16 protein-coding genes and 2 tRNA genes are annotated in these 17,304 nt (G+C 71.6%); 8 read left to right on the forward strand and 10 right to left on the reverse strand.

The window, feature by feature from the left end:
- Nucleotides 1-79: 79 nt before the first annotated feature.
- Nucleotides 80-1,207 carry an LLM class flavin-dependent oxidoreductase gene (locus ABZ267_RS26970; protein WP_356751444.1) on the reverse strand — a complete coding sequence of 376 codons (1,128 nt, stop codon included), beginning with the start codon at nt 1,205-1,207 and terminating at the stop codon, nt 80-82.
- Nucleotides 1,208-1,330: 123 nt separating this feature from the next.
- The gene (locus ABZ267_RS26975; protein WP_356751446.1) at nt 1,331-2,098 is read right to left on the reverse strand and encodes a decarboxylase; all 768 of its coding nucleotides are present in this window, start codon (nt 2,096-2,098) and stop codon (nt 1,331-1,333) included.
- A gap of 212 nt (nt 2,099-2,310) precedes the next feature.
- On the opposite strand from ABZ267_RS26975, the gene ABZ267_RS26980 reads away from it, so the two are divergent.
- From ABZ267_RS26980 to ABZ267_RS27010, 7 genes are all read left to right on the forward strand, one after another.
- On the forward strand, nt 2,311-3,294 hold the full coding sequence (locus ABZ267_RS26980) for a D-2-hydroxyacid dehydrogenase (RefSeq protein WP_356751448.1): 984 nt from the start codon (nt 2,311-2,313) through the stop codon (nt 3,292-3,294).
- Nucleotides 3,295-3,441: 147 nt separating this feature from the next.
- A complete protein-coding gene (gene ehuB, locus ABZ267_RS26985) occupies nt 3,442-4,344 on the forward strand; it encodes an ectoine/hydroxyectoine ABC transporter substrate-binding protein EhuB (RefSeq protein ID WP_356751450.1) in 903 nt (300 codons plus the stop codon).
- An 18-nt stretch (nt 4,345-4,362) separates the two neighbouring features.
- Nucleotides 4,363-5,094: an ectoine/hydroxyectoine ABC transporter permease subunit EhuC gene (gene ehuC, locus ABZ267_RS26990; protein ID WP_356751452.1), complete on the forward strand. Its 732-nt coding sequence runs from the start codon at nt 4,363-4,365 to the stop codon at nt 5,092-5,094.
- Nucleotides 5,091-5,732, forward strand: coding sequence for an ectoine/hydroxyectoine ABC transporter permease subunit EhuD (gene ehuD, locus ABZ267_RS26995; protein WP_356751454.1), 642 nt, complete (start codon nt 5,091-5,093; stop codon nt 5,730-5,732). The genes ehuC and ehuD overlap by 4 nt, the downstream gene beginning before the upstream one ends.
- On the forward strand, nt 5,722-6,588 hold the full coding sequence (ehuA, locus tag ABZ267_RS27000) for an ectoine/hydroxyectoine ABC transporter ATP-binding protein EhuA (RefSeq protein WP_356751456.1): 867 nt from the start codon (nt 5,722-5,724) through the stop codon (nt 6,586-6,588). Before ehuD ends, ehuA begins: the two co-directional genes overlap by 11 nt.
- 167 nt (nt 6,589-6,755) lie before the next feature.
- Nucleotides 6,756-7,514 carry an IclR family transcriptional regulator C-terminal domain-containing protein gene (locus ABZ267_RS27005; RefSeq protein WP_356751458.1) on the forward strand — a complete coding sequence of 253 codons (759 nt, stop codon included), beginning with the start codon at nt 6,756-6,758 and terminating at the stop codon, nt 7,512-7,514.
- 61 nt (nt 7,515-7,575) lie between these two features.
- Nucleotides 7,576-7,649: transfer RNA gene (locus tag ABZ267_RS27010), tRNA-Lys, on the forward strand.
- Between the two features lie 161 nt (nt 7,650-7,810).
- Here the strand turns inward: ABZ267_RS27010 and ABZ267_RS27015 are convergent.
- From ABZ267_RS27015 to ABZ267_RS27025, 3 genes are all read right to left on the reverse strand, one after another.
- Nucleotides 7,811-8,401, reverse strand: coding sequence for a lytic polysaccharide monooxygenase auxiliary activity family 9 protein (locus ABZ267_RS27015; protein ID WP_356751460.1), 591 nt, complete (start codon nt 8,399-8,401; stop codon nt 7,811-7,813).
- Nucleotides 8,402-8,625: 224 nt separating this feature from the next.
- Entirely contained in the window at nt 8,626-10,488 is a 1,863-nt protein-coding gene (locus ABZ267_RS27020; protein ID WP_356751462.1) for an SPFH domain-containing protein, read from the reverse strand.
- Between the two features lie 51 nt (nt 10,489-10,539).
- Entirely contained in the window at nt 10,540-11,832 is a 1,293-nt protein-coding gene (locus tag ABZ267_RS27025) for a peptidoglycan-binding protein (protein ID WP_356751464.1), read from the reverse strand.
- Between the two features lie 192 nt (nt 11,833-12,024).
- On the opposite strand from ABZ267_RS27025, the gene ABZ267_RS27030 reads away from it, so the two are divergent.
- Nucleotides 12,025-12,098, forward strand: a tRNA-Lys gene (locus ABZ267_RS27030).
- A gap of 87 nt (nt 12,099-12,185) precedes the next feature.
- Here the strand turns inward: ABZ267_RS27030 and ABZ267_RS27035 are convergent.
- From ABZ267_RS27035 to ABZ267_RS27055, 5 genes are all read right to left on the reverse strand, one after another.
- On the reverse strand, nt 12,186-13,196 hold the full coding sequence (locus ABZ267_RS27035) for a glycoside hydrolase family 6 protein (protein WP_356751466.1): 1,011 nt from the start codon (nt 13,194-13,196) through the stop codon (nt 12,186-12,188).
- A 337-nt stretch (nt 13,197-13,533) separates the two neighbouring features.
- On the reverse strand, nt 13,534-14,193 hold the full coding sequence (locus ABZ267_RS27040) for a class F sortase (RefSeq protein WP_356751468.1): 660 nt from the start codon (nt 14,191-14,193) through the stop codon (nt 13,534-13,536).
- 1 nt (nt 14,194) lies between these two features.
- Nucleotides 14,195-14,761, reverse strand: a complete 567-nt coding sequence (locus tag ABZ267_RS27045; protein WP_356751469.1) for a hypothetical protein — start codon at nt 14,759-14,761, stop codon at nt 14,195-14,197.
- 91 nt (nt 14,762-14,852) lie between these two features.
- Nucleotides 14,853-15,659 (reverse strand): HAD-IIA family hydrolase, encoded by an 807-nt coding sequence (locus ABZ267_RS27050; RefSeq protein ID WP_356751471.1) that lies wholly within the window; start codon nt 15,657-15,659, stop codon nt 14,853-14,855.
- Nucleotides 15,660-15,733: 74 nt separating this feature from the next.
- Nucleotides 15,734-17,278 carry an alkaline phosphatase family protein gene (locus ABZ267_RS27055; RefSeq protein WP_356751473.1) on the reverse strand — a complete coding sequence of 515 codons (1,545 nt, stop codon included), beginning with the start codon at nt 17,276-17,278 and terminating at the stop codon, nt 15,734-15,736.
- Between the last annotated feature and the right edge of the window lie 26 nt (nt 17,279-17,304).

Genomic DNA, 17,304 nt, shown 5'->3' on the forward strand with positions numbered 1-17,304 from the left:
ACCATTCCGCGCGGGTCGGCGACGCGCGCCCAATCGTCAGACTTCCCCTAGGCGGCGGGCAGCCCGTACGGCTTGCGGCTCAGACGCCGCGCGGCAGCCCGTACGCGTCCGCGATCAGCTCGTAGCTGCGCAGCCGCGCGTCGCCGCCGTGCGCGTTGGCGGTGATCATCAGCTCGTCGGCGCCGGTGCGCTTGGCCAGGTCGTCCAGGCCGGTGCGGACCTCGTCGGCGGTGCCGTGGACGACGTTGGCGAGCCAGCCGTCGACGAACTCCCGCTCCATCGGCGAGAAGTCGTACGCGGCCGCCTCCTCCGGGCTCGGGATCAGCCCGGGCCGGCCGGTGCGCAGCCGCACCATGGAGAGCGCGCCGGTCAGTACCTGGCGGCGGGCCTCGCGCTCGTCGTCGGCGGCCAGCGCGGAGACGCCGATCAGCGCGTACGGGGCGTCCAGCACGGCGGAGGGCCGGAAGGAGCTGCGGTACAGGTCGAGCGCCGGGATCGTGTTCTGCGCCGAGAAGTGGTGCGCGAAGGCGAACGGCAGGCCGAGCGTGCCGGCCAGCCGGGCGCTGAAGCCGGAGGAGCCGAGCAGCCAGACCGGCGGCCGGTGCGCGGACTGCACACCGCCGTCGGCGGTCGCCTGGACCGGACCCGGTACGGCGTGGATGCGGGCGTACGGATGTCCGTCCGGGAAGTCGTCGTCCAGGAACCGGATCAGCTCACTGAGCTGCTGCGGGAAGTCATCGGCGCCTTCGTTGAGCCGGTCGCTGCGGCGCAGGGCCGCCGCCGTCGCGCCGTCGGTGCCAGGAGCCCGGCCGAGGCCGAGGTCGACGCGGCCGGGAGCCATCGCCTCCAGCGTGCCGAACTGCTCGGCGATCACCAGCGGTGCGTGGTTGGGCAGCATGACGCCGCCGGAGCCGAGCCGGATGCGTTCGGTGTGGGCGGCGATGTGCGCGAGGATCACGGCCGGCGAGGACGAGGCGACGCCGGGCATGGAGTGGTGCTCGGCGACCCAGTAGCGGTGGAAGCCGCGGCTCTCGGTGAGCTTGGCGATCTCGACGCCGGTGCGCAGGGCCTGGGTGGCGGTGCGGCCCTGGCCCACGGTCACCAGGTCGAGCACGGAGAGCGGTACGGAGGCGGTGCCCGCCGCCGTACCCCGGATTCCGTCGACGTCCGTTCCGTCGCCCGTGTTCCCGCCTCGGATCTCGTCCACGTGTCGGCCCTCTCCCGGTGGTGCTCGTCGTACGTACGCGCCGTCGGAGGCGTACGGGTGTCGGGCACGTACAACAGGAGGATGGCTCCGGTTATTCCGGCGGCGGCAGCGGGCCCGGCGTCGTCACTCCCGTACCTCGATGCCCTTCGGCTCCACCGTGCCCGGTGCCGGACGGCGGGCGGCGAAGAGCGTGCCGAGCGTCGGGGCCCAGACGCGGCGGTCGGTCAGCCGCAGGCCCTCCCAGACGCTCACCTGGCTCGCCGTGAGGACCGGCTTGCCGACCGCCTCCTCCAGCTCCGGGATGGACGCGGCGGTGTGCAGGGCCGCATCCGGGAGCAGCAGCACCTCGGCGTCCAGATGGTCCGCGGCGAGGGCCAGTTCCTTGACCTGCTCCGGCCCGAGCCCCGCGACCTCGGCGTCCGTGGCGAGGCCGGCGCTGTGCGAGGCCACCACCTCCACACCGCCCGCCACCAGGAACTCCGCGACGAGCACGGTGACGTCCTCCGGCCAGGCGGCGGCGACCGCGACCCGGGACGCGCCCAGCTCCCGTACCGCGTGGACGAAGCCGAAGCCGGTGCTGGAGGCGGGCAGGCCCGCGCTCCGGGCGAGGGTGGCGATCTGGTTGTGCGCGCCGGCCCAGCCGTACACGAAGCTGCCGCCGGGGCTCGCCCAGACGAGCGCCTCCGCGCCCGCGAGCCGCAGCTCCTCGGTGCCTTCGGCGAGCCGGTCCGGCGCACCGGACTCCAGCAGCGAGCCCCGCCGGTAGGAGTCCTCGGCCACCTCGGTGGAGAACAGCGGCAGCCTGATGTCCGTGTCGAGCGTGATCTCGATCCGCGGGAAGTCGTCCTCGGCGGCGTGGCCCGGGTAGAGAAGTCCTACGGTCGTGGTCATGTTCACCCTTCCTTCGCGTCGGACGCGGAAAGCCACTGGTGCCCCTGGCTCTGTCAAGTATTCCCCCGGAGGCCCGGCGACGGCGGGTGGGCCGGGTGCGGCACGGGCCGTGTTGACGGGCGCGGGAGCGGCTGCGAGCGTGGTCGGTACGGAGATCATGGTCCTGCCTGTACCTACGCCGGCCTGCGACGTTGCGGAGTGATGAGCCACCGATGCCGGAACCCGTCGTTCTCGTCCTCGACGCCGATCCGTCCCCGCGCCTGGGCCGGCTGACCGGCCGGGCCCGTGTGGTGCGCACGGACGCGGCGGGTCTCGCGGCCCGGCTGCCGGACGCCGATGTGCTGCTGGTGTGGGACTTCACCTCCGACGCGGTACGGGAGGCCTGGCCCGGCGGAGGGCCGCGGCCGCGCTGGGTGCATACGGCGAGCGCGGGTGTGGACCGGCTGCTCTGTCCGGAGCTGGTGGCCTCCGACACCGTGCTGACCAACGCGCGGGGCGTCTTCGAGCGGCCGATCGCGGAGTACGTGGCCGGGTTGGTGCTGGCCTTCGCCAAGGACCTGCCCACCACCCTCGCCCTCCAGCGGGAGCGGCGCTGGCACCACCGGGAGAGCCGGCAGGTCGCCGGTTCGCGGGCGGTGGTCGTCGGCGCGGGGCCGATCGGCCGCGAGATCACCCGGCTGCTGCACGGCCTGGGCGTCCAGGTGGCGCTGGTGGGCCGGACCGCCCGGCGCACGATCCACGGCATCGCGGACCTGGGACCGCTGGCGGCGCGCGCGGACTGGGTGATCTCGGCGGTGCCGCTGACGCCGTCGACGTACGGCATGTTCGACACCCGCTTCTTCGGGCTGCTCCAGCCGTCGGCCCGGTTCATCAACGTGGGGCGCGGCGCGAGCGTGGTGGAGGCTGACCTGGTGTCGGCGCTGAACCGGCGCTGGCTGGCGGGCGCGGCGCTAGATGTGTTCGCCGATGAACCGCTGGGCCCGGAGAGCCCGTTGTGGGACGTTCCGGGACTGTTGGTCTCGCCGCATCTGAGCGGCGACACGGTCGGCTGGCGTGACCGGCTCGGTGAGCAGTTCGTGGCGATGTACGAACTATGGGCGGATGGTGGTCCGTTGCCCAACGTGGTGGACAAGGACCGGGGTTACGTCCCGTCCACCGACAACTCCGCAGAGGAAGAAGGCTCCTCACCGGAGTGACCCCGTCACCCTCCGCCCGTGCCAGGCCACGGGAAGGTCACCCTCCGGCCACCGTTCGGTTACATGGACCGGCTTCCTGCATAGACGTACGGGATCGGGCAGGCGCTCACCCTGTCCGGACTGTTCGACTCCAGGAGATCGCGAACCATGGCTGACTTTCCTCACCTTTCCCGCCGGGGCTTCCTCAACCGATCGGCGGCCGTGGGTGGCCTCCTTCTCGTTCCCGGGCTCCTGACCGCCTGCAGCAAGACCGACGCGGGCGCCGCCACCGGCGCCGGCGCGCTCGACAAGCTCCGCGAGCAGGGTTTCGTACGGGTCGCGTACGCCAACGAGGCGCCGTACGGGTACATGGAGGGCAAGGAGCTGAAGGGTGAGGCGCCGACGCTGCACCGGGAGATCTTCAAGGCGCTCGGCGTCAAGGAGCTGAAGCCGACGCTCTCCGAGTGGGACGGGCTGATCCCGGGGCTCCAGGCCGGGAAGTACGACGTGGTCAGCGCGGGTATGGCCATCACGCCGGAGCGCTGCGGCAACGCGATCTTCTCCGAGCCGGAGTTCATCTCGCCGACCGCGCTGATGGTGCGGAAGGGCAATCCGAAGAAGGTCACCGACCTGGAGTCCGCCAAGGAGGCCGGGATCACCATCGGCGTCATGTCCGGTGCGGTGGAAGGCGGTTACGCCAAGGGCGCGGGCATAGCCGAAGGCAGGATCAAGACGCTGCAGAAGCCGCAGGACGGGGCCGACGCGGTGAAGGGCGGCCGGGTCGACGCGTTCCTGCTCACCGGAATCTCGCTGCGCTGGCTGGCGAAGACCAATCCGGAGACCGAGGTCACCGAGCCGTTCGTGCCGCAGATCGACGGCAACGCGCAGTTCTCGCCCGGCGGCGCGGTGTTCCGCAAGGGCAACGAGGACCTGCGGGACTCCTTCAACCGTGAGCTGAAGAAGATCGTGTCGGACCGCTCGCGCTATGTGCGGTTGCTGGAGCCGTACGGGTTCGGCGAGTCGGAGATCCCGCCCGTCGATCTGAAGACCGCGGATCTGTGCAAGGGCTGACGGGGCGGACGCACACGTATGAGTGACTTCTTCTCGCTCCTCGCCGAGGAGTTCCCGCAGGTCCGCTCGGGTCTGTGGGTGACGCTCCAGGCCACGGTCCTCGGCGCGCTGCTGGCCGGAGTGCTGGCCTTCGCGCTCGGACTGATGGCGGGCAGCCGGCTGCTCCTGGCCCGCGGATTCTCCCGGGTGGTCGTGGAGTTCTTCCGCGGCACCTCGCTCTACATCCAGCTGTTCTGGCTCTACTACGCGATGCCGCTCGTGACCGGCTACGAACTGACTCCGGTGGTCTGCGGGGTGATCGCGTTCGGCCTCAACTTCGGTGCGTACGGCGCCGAAGTGGTGCGCGGCGCCATCAGCTCCGTACCGCGCGCGCAGTACGAGGCGGCCATCGCGCTCAACCTGTCGCCGTCCAGGCGGCTGTGGAAGGTGATCCTGCCGCAGGCCTGGGTGCAGATGATCCCGAGCTTCACCAACCTGCTGATCCAGCTGCTGAAGGCCACGCCGCTGCTGTGGCTGATCTCGGCGGCCGATCTGATGACGGTGGTCCAGACGCTGCGCGACCGCACCGGTGAGACCCTCACCGCCTATCTGACCCTGCTGGCCGCCTACTTCGTGCTGGCCTACGCGCTGACGATGCTGATGAACCTGCTGGAGCGGAGCGCCAAGCGGCGGCTCGGCCTGGACACCGGCGCGAAGAGCCTGTTCCGGAGCCGCAGCGCGACCACGGCCACCGCGGGAGGTGCCCGGTGAACGGCTTCGACTGGAACGCGGTCCAGGATTCCCTGCCGCTGCTGCTGGAAGGGTTCCGCGTCACGCTGCTCGCCACCGTGCTCGGCACCGTGGTGGCGGCCGTGCTGGGCCTGGCCGTCGCGGTGGCGGGACGCGCGCCGAGCAGGTTCGTGACGATCCCGGTGCGGGCCGTCACGGAGTTCGTCCGCTCAACGCCGCTCCTGGTCCAACTGGTCGGCGCGGCGGCCCTGTTCAACACGGTCGAGCCGCTGTACATCGGCATCGCGGTGCTCGGCGTCCACTACGCCGCGTACACCTCCGAGGTCTACCGGGCCGGGATCGACGGCGTGCCGAAGGGCCAGTGGGAGGCGTGCCGCGCGCTGTCGCTGCCGCCTCGGCGCACCTGGCAGGCCGTGATCCTGCCGCAGGCGGTGCGCAATGTGCTGCCGGCTCTCGGGAACTACGCGATCTCGATGTTCAAGGAGACCCCGTTCCTCGCCGTGATCACCGTGCAGGAGATGGTCTTCGAGGCCCGGAAGTACGGCGCCGAGAACTTCGCGTACACCGAGGTCTTCACCCTCGCCGGCCTGATCTTCCTGGTCGCGAGCTATCCCACGTCGCTGTTGATGAGAAAGCTGGAGAAGCGCCTTGGCCACTGAACCCCTGCCCTTGAAGAAGACGGCGTCCGCAGACCGGGGAGCGCCGGTCACCGTCCCCGAGGACGCCGTCCCGGCGGCCGGGCGCACGGGCGAGCCGCTGGTCCGCTTCGAGAAGGTGGTCAAGCGGTACGGCGACCACGTGGTCCTGGACCAGCTCGACTTCACCGTCGACCGCGGCGAGCACGTCACGCTGATCGGGCCCAGCGGCTCGGGCAAGACCACGATCCTGCGGCTGCTGATGACGCTGGAGAAGGTCAGCGACGGCGTGATCTGGGTCGACGGCTCGCCGCTCTCCCATGTCCGCACGCCGGACGGCGGGCTGAAGCCGGCCGGTGAGAAGCAGCTGCGGGAGTCCCGGAAGAAGATCGGGATGGTCTTCCAGCAGTTCAACCTCTTCCCGAACATGAAGGTGCTCCAGAACATCACCGAGGCGCCGGTCAGCGTCCTGGGCAAGGAGCGCGAGGAGGCGGAGACCCGGGCCCGGGAGCTGCTGGAGCTGGTGGGCCTCTCCGACAAGGTCGACGCGCACCCCTCCCAGCTCTCCGGCGGCCAGCAGCAGCGCGTGGCCATCGCGCGGGCGCTGGCGATGGAGCCGGAGATCCTGCTGCTCGACGAGGTGACCTCCGCGCTCGACCCGGAGCTGGTGGCCGGTGTGCTGGAGCTGCTCGGTGACATCGCCCGGACCACCGACATCACCATGCTCTGTGTGACCCACGAGATGAACTTCGCCCGGGACGTCTCGGAGAAGGTCCTGATGTTCGACGCGGGCCGGGTCGTGGAGGCCGGGACGCCGGAGAAAATCTTCTCCGATCCGTCGCACGAACGTACGCGCGAGTTCCTCAACGCGGTCCTGTGACCTCGGAGTTACTCACTCGCTCATGACGCTGGCATATGCCAGAAGGATGCGCCCCTGCTGACAGCGCCGGGGCGCCCCCGCCGACTCGTCAACTGCCACTCCGAAAGCGGGGCCCGGCCGCTATCGTGGGGCCGAAGCTTGCGGTCACAACCTTGTAGGGGGACACCGTGGCGTTGAAGCCCGAGCCGACCGCGCCGTTCCACTCGGTGCCGTACGCCCTGCGCGTGCTCGAAGCGGTCTCCCGGCACGGCGACGGTGTGACCGACGCGCAGATCTCCCGCGAGACGGGCCTGCCGGCCGGCCACCTCGCTCCGCTGCTCCTGACGCTGCGCCGCGAGGGATACGTCGAACAGGTCAGCGACGGTGCGTACGTCATAGGGGCCTCGCTGCTGCTCCTCGGCTCCGGCGCGGCCCGCCGCCAGGCCCTGGAGGACCGGCTCCAGCAGGCGCTGGACCAGCTGCGCGACTCGGTCGGCGCCGCCGTCTACCTCAGCCGGTACGTGGACGGCGAGATCAGCGTCACCCAGGTCGCCGACGGCCCGCTCACGCCCGCGGTCAACGAATGGGTCGACTTCCGCTCCTCCGCGCACGCCAGCGCGGTCGGCAAGTGCCTGCTGGGCCAGCTCGACCACGAGGCACGGCGCGACCACCTCTCGCGGCACAAGATCGCCCGGCTCACCTCGCGGACGATCACCAGCGAGAAGGTGCTCCTGGCCAAGCTGGACGCGCAGCCCGCCACGGTCCCGGTGCTGGACCTCCAGGAGTACGCGGTGGGCACGGTCTGCGCGGCGGTGCCGCTGACGGCCGGAGCCACCGCCGGATGCCTGGCCCTGTCGCTGCCGGTCGAGGAAGCCCACCGGCTCCGCGAGGCGGCGGACACGCTGAACCGGCGCGCGGCTCCGGTGCTGCTGTCGCTGGCGCTGTAGAGCCCCTGGTCGGGGTGTCATCAGCACCCCTGAGGACCAGGTATTATTTTCGAGTCAGCAGGCGCCGTTAGCTCAGTTGGTTAGAGCAGCTGACTCTTAATCAGCGGGTCCGGGGTTCGAGTCCCTGACGGCGCACGACACCATGCCTGTGGGCGGTCTCCTTCACGGAGACCGCCCACAGTGCTGTTCCCGGCCCGGTTCAGCAGCCGCCCACCGCAACGGCGGCCCCGGCTCAGGGCCGCCGTGTCGAGCCACAGCGGAAAGACACAGGCGCCCTACGGGCTACCCGCGGGTGATCAGAACCTCACGTCCGAGCACGCGTAGAACGCGTTGGTGGTGTCCGCGACGTTCCACACGGCGAGGATGACGTGCTTGCCGCTCTTCTGGGTGGGGATCGTGCCCTGGTGGGTCAGCGTGGCCGGCGGCTGCTGGTTCCCGTACGGCACGGTCATGAAGGGCTGCGATTCGAGCGCGGCCCGGGTGAGCGGCTTGGTGGAGTCCCAGCCGTTCTTGGTGATGTAGTAGCGGAAGTCGCTGGTGGAGTGGCGGGCGGTGAACTGCCAGCGGAAGCTGTAGCCCTGGCCGCCGGTGACCTGGGTGGCGGGCCAGTTGCCGCCACGCGGGTCGTCGAGCTGGGAGAACTGTCCGTTGCCGCCGGAGCAGATCTTGCCGTCGGCGGGACCCGAGGCCGGGAAGCCCTTGGGGCCCTCGACGCTCTGCGGCTCCCACTGGATGTTGCCGCAGCCGGAGACCGTGCCGCTGGCACAGAGTTTCTGCCGGCTGACGGGGGAGTCCGTGTAGCCGTGGCTGCTGGCGCTGGTGGTCGCGAGAACGGAGACGCCCGCTATCGCCAGGCCGATCACGGCCGCGCTTGCCTTTTTCCGCATTGCTGTCGCTCCTCTAGAACGTGGGGGAGGTTCCATGAGCATTGCTCGACACTGCTGCGCGCTTGGTGCGTGGTGGGTGGGTACTGCGGTCTAGACCAAGTCTTAGATTATTGACGCCGCATGAACATGTCCAGACCAATGAGCATCGGATTCCGGAGCGGCGGAAGGGGCCCGGAGTGAAGTCTCCGGGCCCCTCGGGACGTCGACGCGGCGCTGATCGTCCGTCAGGCGCTGTCGCCTCCACCGGTGCGGCCGGTGTAGAAGGCAACCGTCAAGTCCTTGACCAGCGCTTTACGTTCGTAGTCGTCGAGTTCGACGATGCCGCGCGTGGTGAGCCGGTTGACGGTGTCGTCGACCGCGTCCACCACCGAAGTCAGCACGCTGTCACGGTGCCTGGCGTCGATGGCGGCGATCCGCCGCCGCTGCATAGCCGCCGCGACCTCGGGGGCGTACTCGATTCCGGTCGGCTGCGCGGAGTACACCTCCACTCCGACCGGCTCGCAGTCCGCCTTGAGCATCCGGGTCAGCGCGTCGCCGACCGCCTCCGCGTTACGGAGGGTGGGCGCGTCCTCGTGGAACGCGTCGGCCGGCAGCTGCGAGAGGACCCGGGCCATGGCGGACTCGACCTGCGCGCTCAGATACGCCTCGTGGTCCTCGATGCCGAGGGCCGCGCGCACGGTGTCCTGGATCCGCCAGACCACCAGGACGACGACCCGCAGCGCGGTGCCGTTGGCGTCGACGGCGGGGAGCGATTCGCTGCGCCAGTGCCGCAGCCGTACGTCGGCACGGCGTCGCAGCAGCAGCGGCGAGACCCAGACCAGGCCGGTGCGACGGACGGTGCCCCGGTAGTCGCCGAAGAGCGTGAGCACCCAGGCGTGCCCGACGCGGCCGCGGCCCAGGCCGCCGAGCGCGAGGACGATCACGGTGACCAGGAGCGCCAGGCCGGCCCAGACGCCGGTGCCGATGCCGTCGTACGGGCGGGGCGCGAGGCCGACGGCGCTCTGCGCGGCGGCGGGGAGGGCGCCGCGCCACCAGAGGAGAGCCAGTACGCCGAGGAGTCCGGCGGCTCCGGTGAGCAGGGCGGCGTAACCGGGGAGGGCGGGGCCGGGACGCTCGACGAGGCGCGGGTCGGCGAGGGGGGCGGGGCGGGTGGGGGGTTCGACGCGGAGGTGCGGGGAGCGGGGGCGGGGGGTGGTCCTGGTGGTGGCCGGGCGGGCCACGGTGGCAGGGAAGGCGGTGGGTTCGGGCTGGTCCGGGTCGTCCCGGAAGAGGAGGTGTACGGGGATGGCGGCGGTGGACTCGCCCGCGATGACGGAGTGGCGACGGGGGGAGGGCGGGGGTTGCGGGGCGGGTACGGAGACGGAGACCGTGGCGGAGGTGGCGCGGGTGCCGTTGGCGAGGTCGAGGACGAGGTCGAGGTCCTTGAGCGCGTCGAGGACGGGGCCCGGGCGGGGGCCCTTGGGCTCGGCCTTGTCCGTCGGTGCGCCGGGAGCGGGGTCCGGGCGGGGGCCTGCCTCTTCGCCGTACGCCGGGAGCGGGGTCCACTCGGCCGAGGGTTCCGTCCTCGAACGCCGGACGGGCTGAGCGTGCGGGCGGTCGGGGTCCGGGAGCGCGGGGGTCTTCGGGGCCGTCGCGCTCGCTGAGCCGGCCGGCTCCGGAGGCGGGGCGAACTGGTCCAGGTGGAGGCTGCGGCCCGGGTGGGACAGGCTGACCAGCTTCAACGGGACCGGAGTGCCGGTCTCCGCCGGAGCCGGGTCTCCGGGCTTGACCGTCGCCGCCTCCGGAGCCGGGGCCTCGGTCTCCACCGCCGCCTCCGGCGCCGGGTCGTCAACGACGTACTCCGGGCCGACCGGGCCCGCCTCCGCCACCGGCCGCTCCTCCCCCGCCGGCGGCTCCTCCCTCCGGCGGAACAGTGGCGGTGGTGCGACCGGAGACGGCTGGTGCAGGGCCACGCCGTCCACCAGAGGCATCGGGGTCTCGCCGCCGGAAGGGCGGGGGTCGTGGTCGGTCCAGGGGCGGGGGTTGTGGTCGGTCCAGGGGCGGGGGTTGTGGTCGGTCAAGGTGTGGGGGTTCTGGTCTGGGGTCACCGGTTCCCGGTTCCTTTCCGTCGTCCGTCGGGTCCGTCAGGTCTTCATGCCTCAGGCGAACAGCCGGCGCCAGGTCTCCGGGCCCGGGTAGCCGTCGGCCTCGGCGCCGCGCCAGCCCTGGGCTCGCTGGAACGCCTCGACGTTGCGGCGGTCCGCCTCGGTCCAGCGCGGGTCGGGGCCCGACACGTAGTGCTTGCCGTAGCCCTTCTTCACCAACTGTCTGCCGAGCCGGTCGACATGGCTGTTGGACCGACCCGGCTGGAAATAGCCGCGCCCGGGGAAGGCCACCGAGGTGTTCGGGCTGCCGCCCGTGGTCGCGGCCGGGATGTCGCGGCCGGTGCCCGTAGTCAGCAGGCGCCAGGTGTCCGGGCCCGGGATGCCGTCCGCCTCCGCGCCCTTCCACCCCTGGGCCTGCTGGAACGCCTGCGTGGCCCGCCGGTCGGCCGCGCTCCACACCGGGCCGGGCCCGATCTCGTAGAACCGTTTTCCGCCACGGGCCACCAGCATCTCGCCGAGCCGGTTGACGTCGGCGTTGTCCGCGCCGGGGCCGAACCGGTCGGCGCCGGGGAAGGCGGTGGCGGAGCCCGATCCCGGTGTGCCGGCACTGACGCCCTTGTAGCGGTAGGCGACGTACCGGTCGGAGTTGTTCCAGTACGCCATGGGCGTCGACTGCTTCCGCGTCTGCGGGCGCGCCTGCTCGTAGGCGATGTAGTGGGTGCGCGTGTGGTCGGTCCAGCCGCCGAAGATCGTGACGTGGGAGCCCTGGGACGGGTCGGCCGGGTTGTGGAAGAGGAGCATGTCGCCCGGCTGGAGGTCGGCGCGGGCGATCCGGGTCCCGTAGCTCGCGAGGCTGCCGGTCCATTCGTTGGTGCCGAGGTTCCAGGCCATCGAGACATAGCCGGAGCAGTCCTGGCGGTACCCGTCCGACCAGTACTTCCCCATGCTGTACGGGACCTTCGCGGCGACCCACTGCTTGGCCCGGTTGATGATCTCGGCCCGGGTGGTCCTGCGCAGGACCGCGCTGTCCGACGGCGGCCCGGAGGCGCCGGACCCCTTCAGCGGACCCTTCTCGCCCTGCGGAGTGTCCGGTACGGGGTCGGGGTCCTCGGCGAACCTGGGAGCGCCGGTGCTGTGGCCGGCGGCGGCCGCGGCTCCGGCGGCACCGCAGGAGAGGACGACGCCGGCGGCGGTGGCCAGGACCAGGGCGCGGCGCGCGCCGTGCGCGGCGGGGTGGCCGCCGTACCGCACCGCGACCGCCCGCGCGGCGGCCCGCCGCCGCAGGGCGCACCCCGCACAGGTGCAGTCGATGGCGGGCTCGTACTCCTCGAAGACCGGCACAGTCATGCGATTCCCCTCCGCACTCGTCACTCGTCAAGATCTTTGGGCGCAGCTGCGACGGGCGTCACTGTCTCAACTCTCCCGACATAAGGCATTTTGACGGATCAATGCGAAAAAACGACTATCTGGCATGGCGTGGCGGCCGGTAAATGGTCCGGAGCACCTGCCGGAGTCGGGTAGAGTTCTCCAGGTCAGCAGGCGCCGTTAGCTCAGTTGGTTAGAGCAGCTGACTCTTAATCAGCGGGTCCGGGGTTCGAGTCCCTGACGGCGCACGCACGATCAAGGCCCTCTCACCGAGCGTGAGGGGGCCTTGATCATTTCCTGCTCGGCGACCGGCGACCGAGCGCTAATTCCGGGCGCTACTTCGTGGCGCGGGCCAGGCCGAGTGCGTACTCCGGCCACCAGTCGCCCGCCTTCGGGCCGCCCTTGCAGTCGCCGTCGGACTCGCCGGGCCGCTTGATCCACAGGTAGGCGTCGACGCTCTCGTCGCCGGTCTCCGTGGTCGGCGGCTCGCCGAGCGCGCGGCCGGGCGGGTTGCACCAGGTCTCGGCCGGGTCGCCGCCTTCGTAGGGGCCGTTGCCGTTGCGGCTGGTGTCGATGACGAACGGCTTGTCCCCGACCTTCGCCGACAGCCTCTTGCCGAACTCCGTACTGACGGCCGTCGTCAGGAAGTTGGAGACGTTGAGCGAGAAGCCGTCCGCCTTCTCGATGCCCGCCCGCCGCAGCGGCTCGTGCAGCGCCTCCGGCGACTGCCAGCCCGCGTTGCCCGCGTCGATGTAGACCTGGGTGGCGGGCTGCCGCTTCAGCCGCTCGACGGCGGAGCTGAGCAGGTCGTACCGCTCGTCGTGGTGCTCCTGCGGTGTGCAGCCGTCGACCAGGTGGAGCAGCGCGTCCGGCTCCAGGATCACGGTCGCCTGCCGGTCGCCGATGCCTCGCGCGACGCCGTCCACCCAGGCCCGGTAGGCGTTCGCGTCGGCCGCGCCGCCCTTGGAGAACTGGCCGCAGTCACGGTGCGGGATGTTGTAGAGGACCAGCAGCGCGTACCGATCGGCCTTCGCGGCCGCCTCGGTGACCCGCCGCGCCTCGACCGTCGGGGCATCCGGGCCGATCCACTCGCCGGTCGGCTGCTCGGCGATCTTCCGGATCAGGCCGGCCTTCTCCTGGTCGCCGTCCTTCTCGTACGCGGCGACCTGCCGGGCCGCCGTACCGTCCGGATCGACCCAGTACGAACCGTTCGCCTCGGCCCGCTGACCGACGACCGGAGCGCCACCGTCGCCGTCGCCGTCGCCGGAGCAGCCGGACAGGAGGAAGGCGACGCAGACCGCCACCGCCGTACCGGCCGGCCTGAGTCCGGTGCAACTGCCGTACATCCAATCCCCCTTGGGTGCACTCGCCCGCACCGCTCCCACGGGTCGCACCCGTGTGCCGCCGGCTCCCGGCCATCCTGGCACAGCGGCTCGGGCCGTTTGGCGGCGGTGCCGGCGCTCTCCACCGTCACCCAGAGGCACCGGGTTCCGGACATCCTGTTCGGAACCGGCGCCCGGGGGTACCCGTTCCCCTACAGTGGCGGCAGAGATCGACCCCGTACCGCACGGACCTCCCGTACCGCGCCGGGCAACTCCCGCGGCCCGGTGCACGCGGTCGAGGCCGGCCCGGTCGGCGCACCCCTCGCGGGGCGGCCGGCCGGGCCGGATGTCCTTCGCTCGCCTACGCGTCACGCACTCCCGTGAGGTAGGCCGAGACGACCACATTCGCGGTGTACGAGCGGGACTCCTGGTCGTACTTACCGCCGCAGGTGATCAGCCGCAGCTCGGCCCGGCCGTCCACGCGGGGCCCGTACGCCTTCTCGGCGTCGAAGCGTTCGCGGGTGACGACCTGGACGTCGTCCACGGTGAACTCGGCGACGCTGCCGTCCTCCCGGACCACCTCGGCCTTCTCGCCCGGCCGCACCGCGCTGAGCCCGTAGAAGACGGCGGGCTTGGTCTCGGTGTCGACATGGCCGACGAGCAGGGCCGCCCCTTCGGCGCCGGGCCGGACGCCCTTGCCGTACCAGCCGGCCGTCTGCGGCAGGTCGTACGGCGGTGGGTCGATGGCCCCGTCCTTGTCCAGGCCGCGCGGGACGACCGGAGCGTCGATCCCGACCGAGGCGACCTCGACGCTGCGCGGGGCCGCGCCCTGGTCCGGTTCGTGCGCCGGCGGCAGCGGGGCTCCGAGCGGGCGGCCGACCGCGGCGACATCGCCGGTGGTCGGTGCCGACAGTCCGCCGGCCACATCGCGTCCGTAGAGCCAGAGGCCGAGCAGCAGCACGGCCCAGGCCACACCGGTGAGCAGTCGCCCGGTGCCTGCCGGGCGGTCCGAGGCGGACATGTCAGTCCGCGGCCGGGTCGCGGCGGCGGCGCGAGGTGCGCAGCGCGACGGCCACGGAGGCGACGGCGGCAAGGACGAGACCGATCACCGCGTGCCGGAGGCCGGGCCCCTCGGACTCCGCTCCTCGCTCGGCGAGCGTGGCGGTGCCTCCGCCGCCCGCCTTGACGGGAGCGACGGGCGAGGGCCGGGTGTGGTGGATGACGGTGAGGGTGCCGGTGGCCTTGCCCTTGCCGTTCTCGCACGTCACCCAGACGTCGTAGGTGCGGGGTTCGGCGTCGGAGCGGATGGTGGCCTCGGCGAAGAGTCCCTGGTCGTCGGCGGGGCGGAAGCGGGCCACCGAGGCGAAGGCGTCGGAGTTGCCCTTGGCCTCCCGGCCCTTGCCGCAGGCGTCGGTCCAGAGTTCCACCTGCCCGCCCGGGGCGATGGTGGACGGGGTGACCGAGACGGTGCCGGATCTCCGGTCGTCGTCGCCGGCCCGGGCGGCCGGGGATGCCTGTGCGGCGGGCACGGGCAGGGCTATGAGCGCGGCCGCCACTGCGGCACAGAACGTGATGGGCGTGGAACGCATCGTGAACCTCCTACGGGAAGGTTCAGGCCTGGGCCGACGGCCCGCATCCGCAGTCCTCCATTCGAGCGACCACGGATACGGTCCGTGCAGGTCAGGTGCGGTCCGCCTGGTCCGGCAGGTCGATGAGATCGACCAGGTCCGCGATGGAGTCGACGACGTGGGAGGGCCGGAACGGGTAGCGGTCGACGTCCGCGAGGCCGGTCAGGCCGGTGAGGACCAGGAACGTCTGCATCCCGGCCTCCAGTCCGGCCAGCACATCGGTGTCCATCCGGTCGCCGATCATGGCGCTGGTCTCGGAGTGCGCGCCGATGGCGTTGAGACCGGTCCGCATCATCAGCGGGTTGGGCTTGCCCGCGAAGTACGGCTTCTTGCCGGTGGCCTTGGTGATCAGCGCGGCGACCGCACCGGTGGCGGGCAGCGGGCCCTCGGCGGACGGCCCGGTCTCGTCCGGGTTGGTGCAGATGAAGCGGGCGCCCGCGTTGATCAGCCGGATCGCCTTGGTGAGCGCCTCGAAGCTGTACGTACGGGTCTCGCCGAGCACCACGTAGTCCGGTGCGTGGTCGGTCAGTACGTATCCGATGTCGTGCAGCGCGGTGGTGAGGCCGGCCTCACCGATCACGTACGCCGTGCCTCCGGGACGCTGGTCGTCCAGGAACTGCGCGGTGGCGAGCGCGGAGGTCCAGATGTTCTTGACGGGCACGTCCAGGCCCATGCGGGCGAGGCGGGCGTGCAGGTCGCGCGCGGTGTAGATGGAGTTGTTGGTGAGGACGAGGAACGGGAGCCCGGAATCCCGCAGCCGCTTGATGAAGGCGTCGGCGCCGGGGATCGGGATGCCCTCGTGGATGAGGACGCCGTCCATGTCGGTGAGCCAGGAAGTGATCGGCTTGCGGTCTGCCATGTGCGGGGGCTCCTGCCGTACGTACTGCGTGCTGGGGGTGCCCGGACCACGCCGTCCCGGCACCCCCAGCATAATTAGCTGGTGGTGATCTTCACCCCGTCGATCACCCAGTACCAGTTGTTGGCGCCGGTGTAGTGGAACCGGAAGCTGACGCTGGTCGCTCCGGCCGGGACGGCGAGGTTCAGCGACTGCGGCTGGGAGATCACGTCGGCGGTGTAGGAGCGGACGACGGTCGGGGTGCCGCCGTTCCAGGAGGCGAGGACACGCGCGCTCTGGCCGCCCTCCTGCCGGTGGAGCGTGGTGAAGTCCAGCGTCACGGAGGTCTTGCCGCCGACCGCGTACGCCGGCGTGACGAGCGTGGAGTCGAACGGGCCCGAGGACGCCTTGTCGTCCCACTCGTCGGAGTCGGCCACCGCGAAGATGCCGCGCGCGCGGACGTTCAGCTCACGGGACTGGTCGCGCTGGCTGCGGCTCCAGAACTCGTCGGTGGCGAAGGACCAGCCGCGCCACTCGGCCACGCCTCCGGTGCCCATCGCCGAGTTGATGACCGACCAGCCGCTGGGCGCGGTGTGCGTCCAGCCGAGGACGCCGGCCGGGATGCCGGTCTCGTCGACGCGTCCGGTGAGCGCCGGGTAGAGGGCCTCGAAGGCGTCGGTGGAGCGCTCCTGGATCGGCTTGCCGTCCAGGCCCCAGGCCGGGTCCGGTGCGATGGAGAGCTGCTTGAAGACGGTGGCGGCGACATCGACGAGCCGGGTGTCGCGGGGCGTGGCACCGGCGGCGATGCCGGGACCTTGGGCCAGGACGAAGGTGCGGCGCTCCTCGACGGAACTGCCGCCGTGGCCACCGGCGTCGGTGTGGCCGTGGTCGGTGGCGACGATGACCGTCCACCGCTCGGAGGCGTACGTCGGCCGGGCCTTGATCGCGGCGAGGAAGCGGCCGAGGTAGCCGTCGATGACGTCGATCGCCTGACGGTACTGGGCGCTGGCGGCGCCGAGGTTGTGGCCGACGATGTCGACCTGGCCGAGGTAGGCGAAGACGACGTCCGGGTTCTGGTTGCGCAGGATCGACTCGGTGTCGGCGGCGATGGTGGCGTCGTGGCCGGTGTAGCCGTCGCGGTCGCCGTCGAGGACGAGCTTGGCGTCGGCGCCCGCCGTGACCGTGCCCTGGGCGTCCAGGGGCTTCCAGTCGACGGCGGCGTACGTGGAGAGCTGCGGCCGGACCTGGGCGAGGCGGGCGAGGAAGCCGGGGTAGCGCGTGTAGTTCTTGCCGGCGAAGGAGTTGTCCTTCACGCCGTGCTTGTCGGGCCAGACGCCGGTGGAGATGGTCGACCAGCCGGGTCCGGAGGAGGTGGCGGCGATCGGGTTGGCGTACAGCAGCGAGGTGCCGTACGTGCCGTTGGCCATCATCGCCTTGAGGTGCGGGGCGCTCGCGGCGGCGATGACGTCGTGGCGGAGCCCGTCGATGCCGACGACGAGGACCTTGTCCTTGCTGGTGCCGTTCGGGAGCGTGGGCGGGGCGGCGTGGGCGGTGGTGGCGGTGGCGAGGGAGCCGACGGCGGCGGCGGAGGCGGCGGCTGCGGTGGTGGCGAGCACGGAGCGCCGGGAGACGGTTCGGGACACGTGATCCTCCGAGGGGGACGGTGACA

The sequence above is a fragment of the Streptomyces sp. NPDC006174 genome, from assembly GCF_040614075.1.
GTDB lineage: Bacteria > Actinomycetota > Actinomycetes > Streptomycetales > Streptomycetaceae > Streptomyces.

What these genes read in the sequence shown, in the direction of transcription:
- ABZ267_RS26975 (WP_356751446.1), bottom strand. Translation starts at nt 2,098, where the DNA reads ATGACCACGACCGTAGGACTTCTCTACCCGGGCCACGCCGCCGAGGAC.
- ABZ267_RS27045 (WP_356751469.1), bottom strand. Translation starts at nt 14,761, where the DNA reads ATGCGTTCCACGCCCATCACGTTCTGTGCCGCAGTGGCGGCCGCGCTC.
- ABZ267_RS27015 (WP_356751460.1), bottom strand. Translation starts at nt 8,401, where the DNA reads ATGCGGAAAAAGGCAAGCGCGGCCGTGATCGGCCTGGCGATAGCGGGC.
- ABZ267_RS27025 (WP_356751464.1), bottom strand. Translation starts at nt 11,832, where the DNA reads ATGACTGTGCCGGTCTTCGAGGAGTACGAGCCCGCCATCGACTGCACC.
- ehuB (WP_356751450.1), top strand. Translation starts at nt 3,442, where the DNA reads ATGGCTGACTTTCCTCACCTTTCCCGCCGGGGCTTCCTCAACCGATCG.
- ABZ267_RS26980 (WP_356751448.1), top strand. Translation starts at nt 2,311, where the DNA reads ATGCCGGAACCCGTCGTTCTCGTCCTCGACGCCGATCCGTCCCCGCGC.
- ehuC (WP_356751452.1), top strand. Translation starts at nt 4,363, where the DNA reads ATGAGTGACTTCTTCTCGCTCCTCGCCGAGGAGTTCCCGCAGGTCCGC.
- ABZ267_RS27040 (WP_356751468.1), bottom strand. Translation starts at nt 14,193, where the DNA reads ATGTCCGCCTCGGACCGCCCGGCAGGCACCGGGCGACTGCTCACCGGT.
- ABZ267_RS27050 (WP_356751471.1), bottom strand. Translation starts at nt 15,659, where the DNA reads ATGGCAGACCGCAAGCCGATCACTTCCTGGCTCACCGACATGGACGGC.
- ABZ267_RS27035 (WP_356751466.1), bottom strand. Translation starts at nt 13,196, where the DNA reads ATGTACGGCAGTTGCACCGGACTCAGGCCGGCCGGTACGGCGGTGGCG.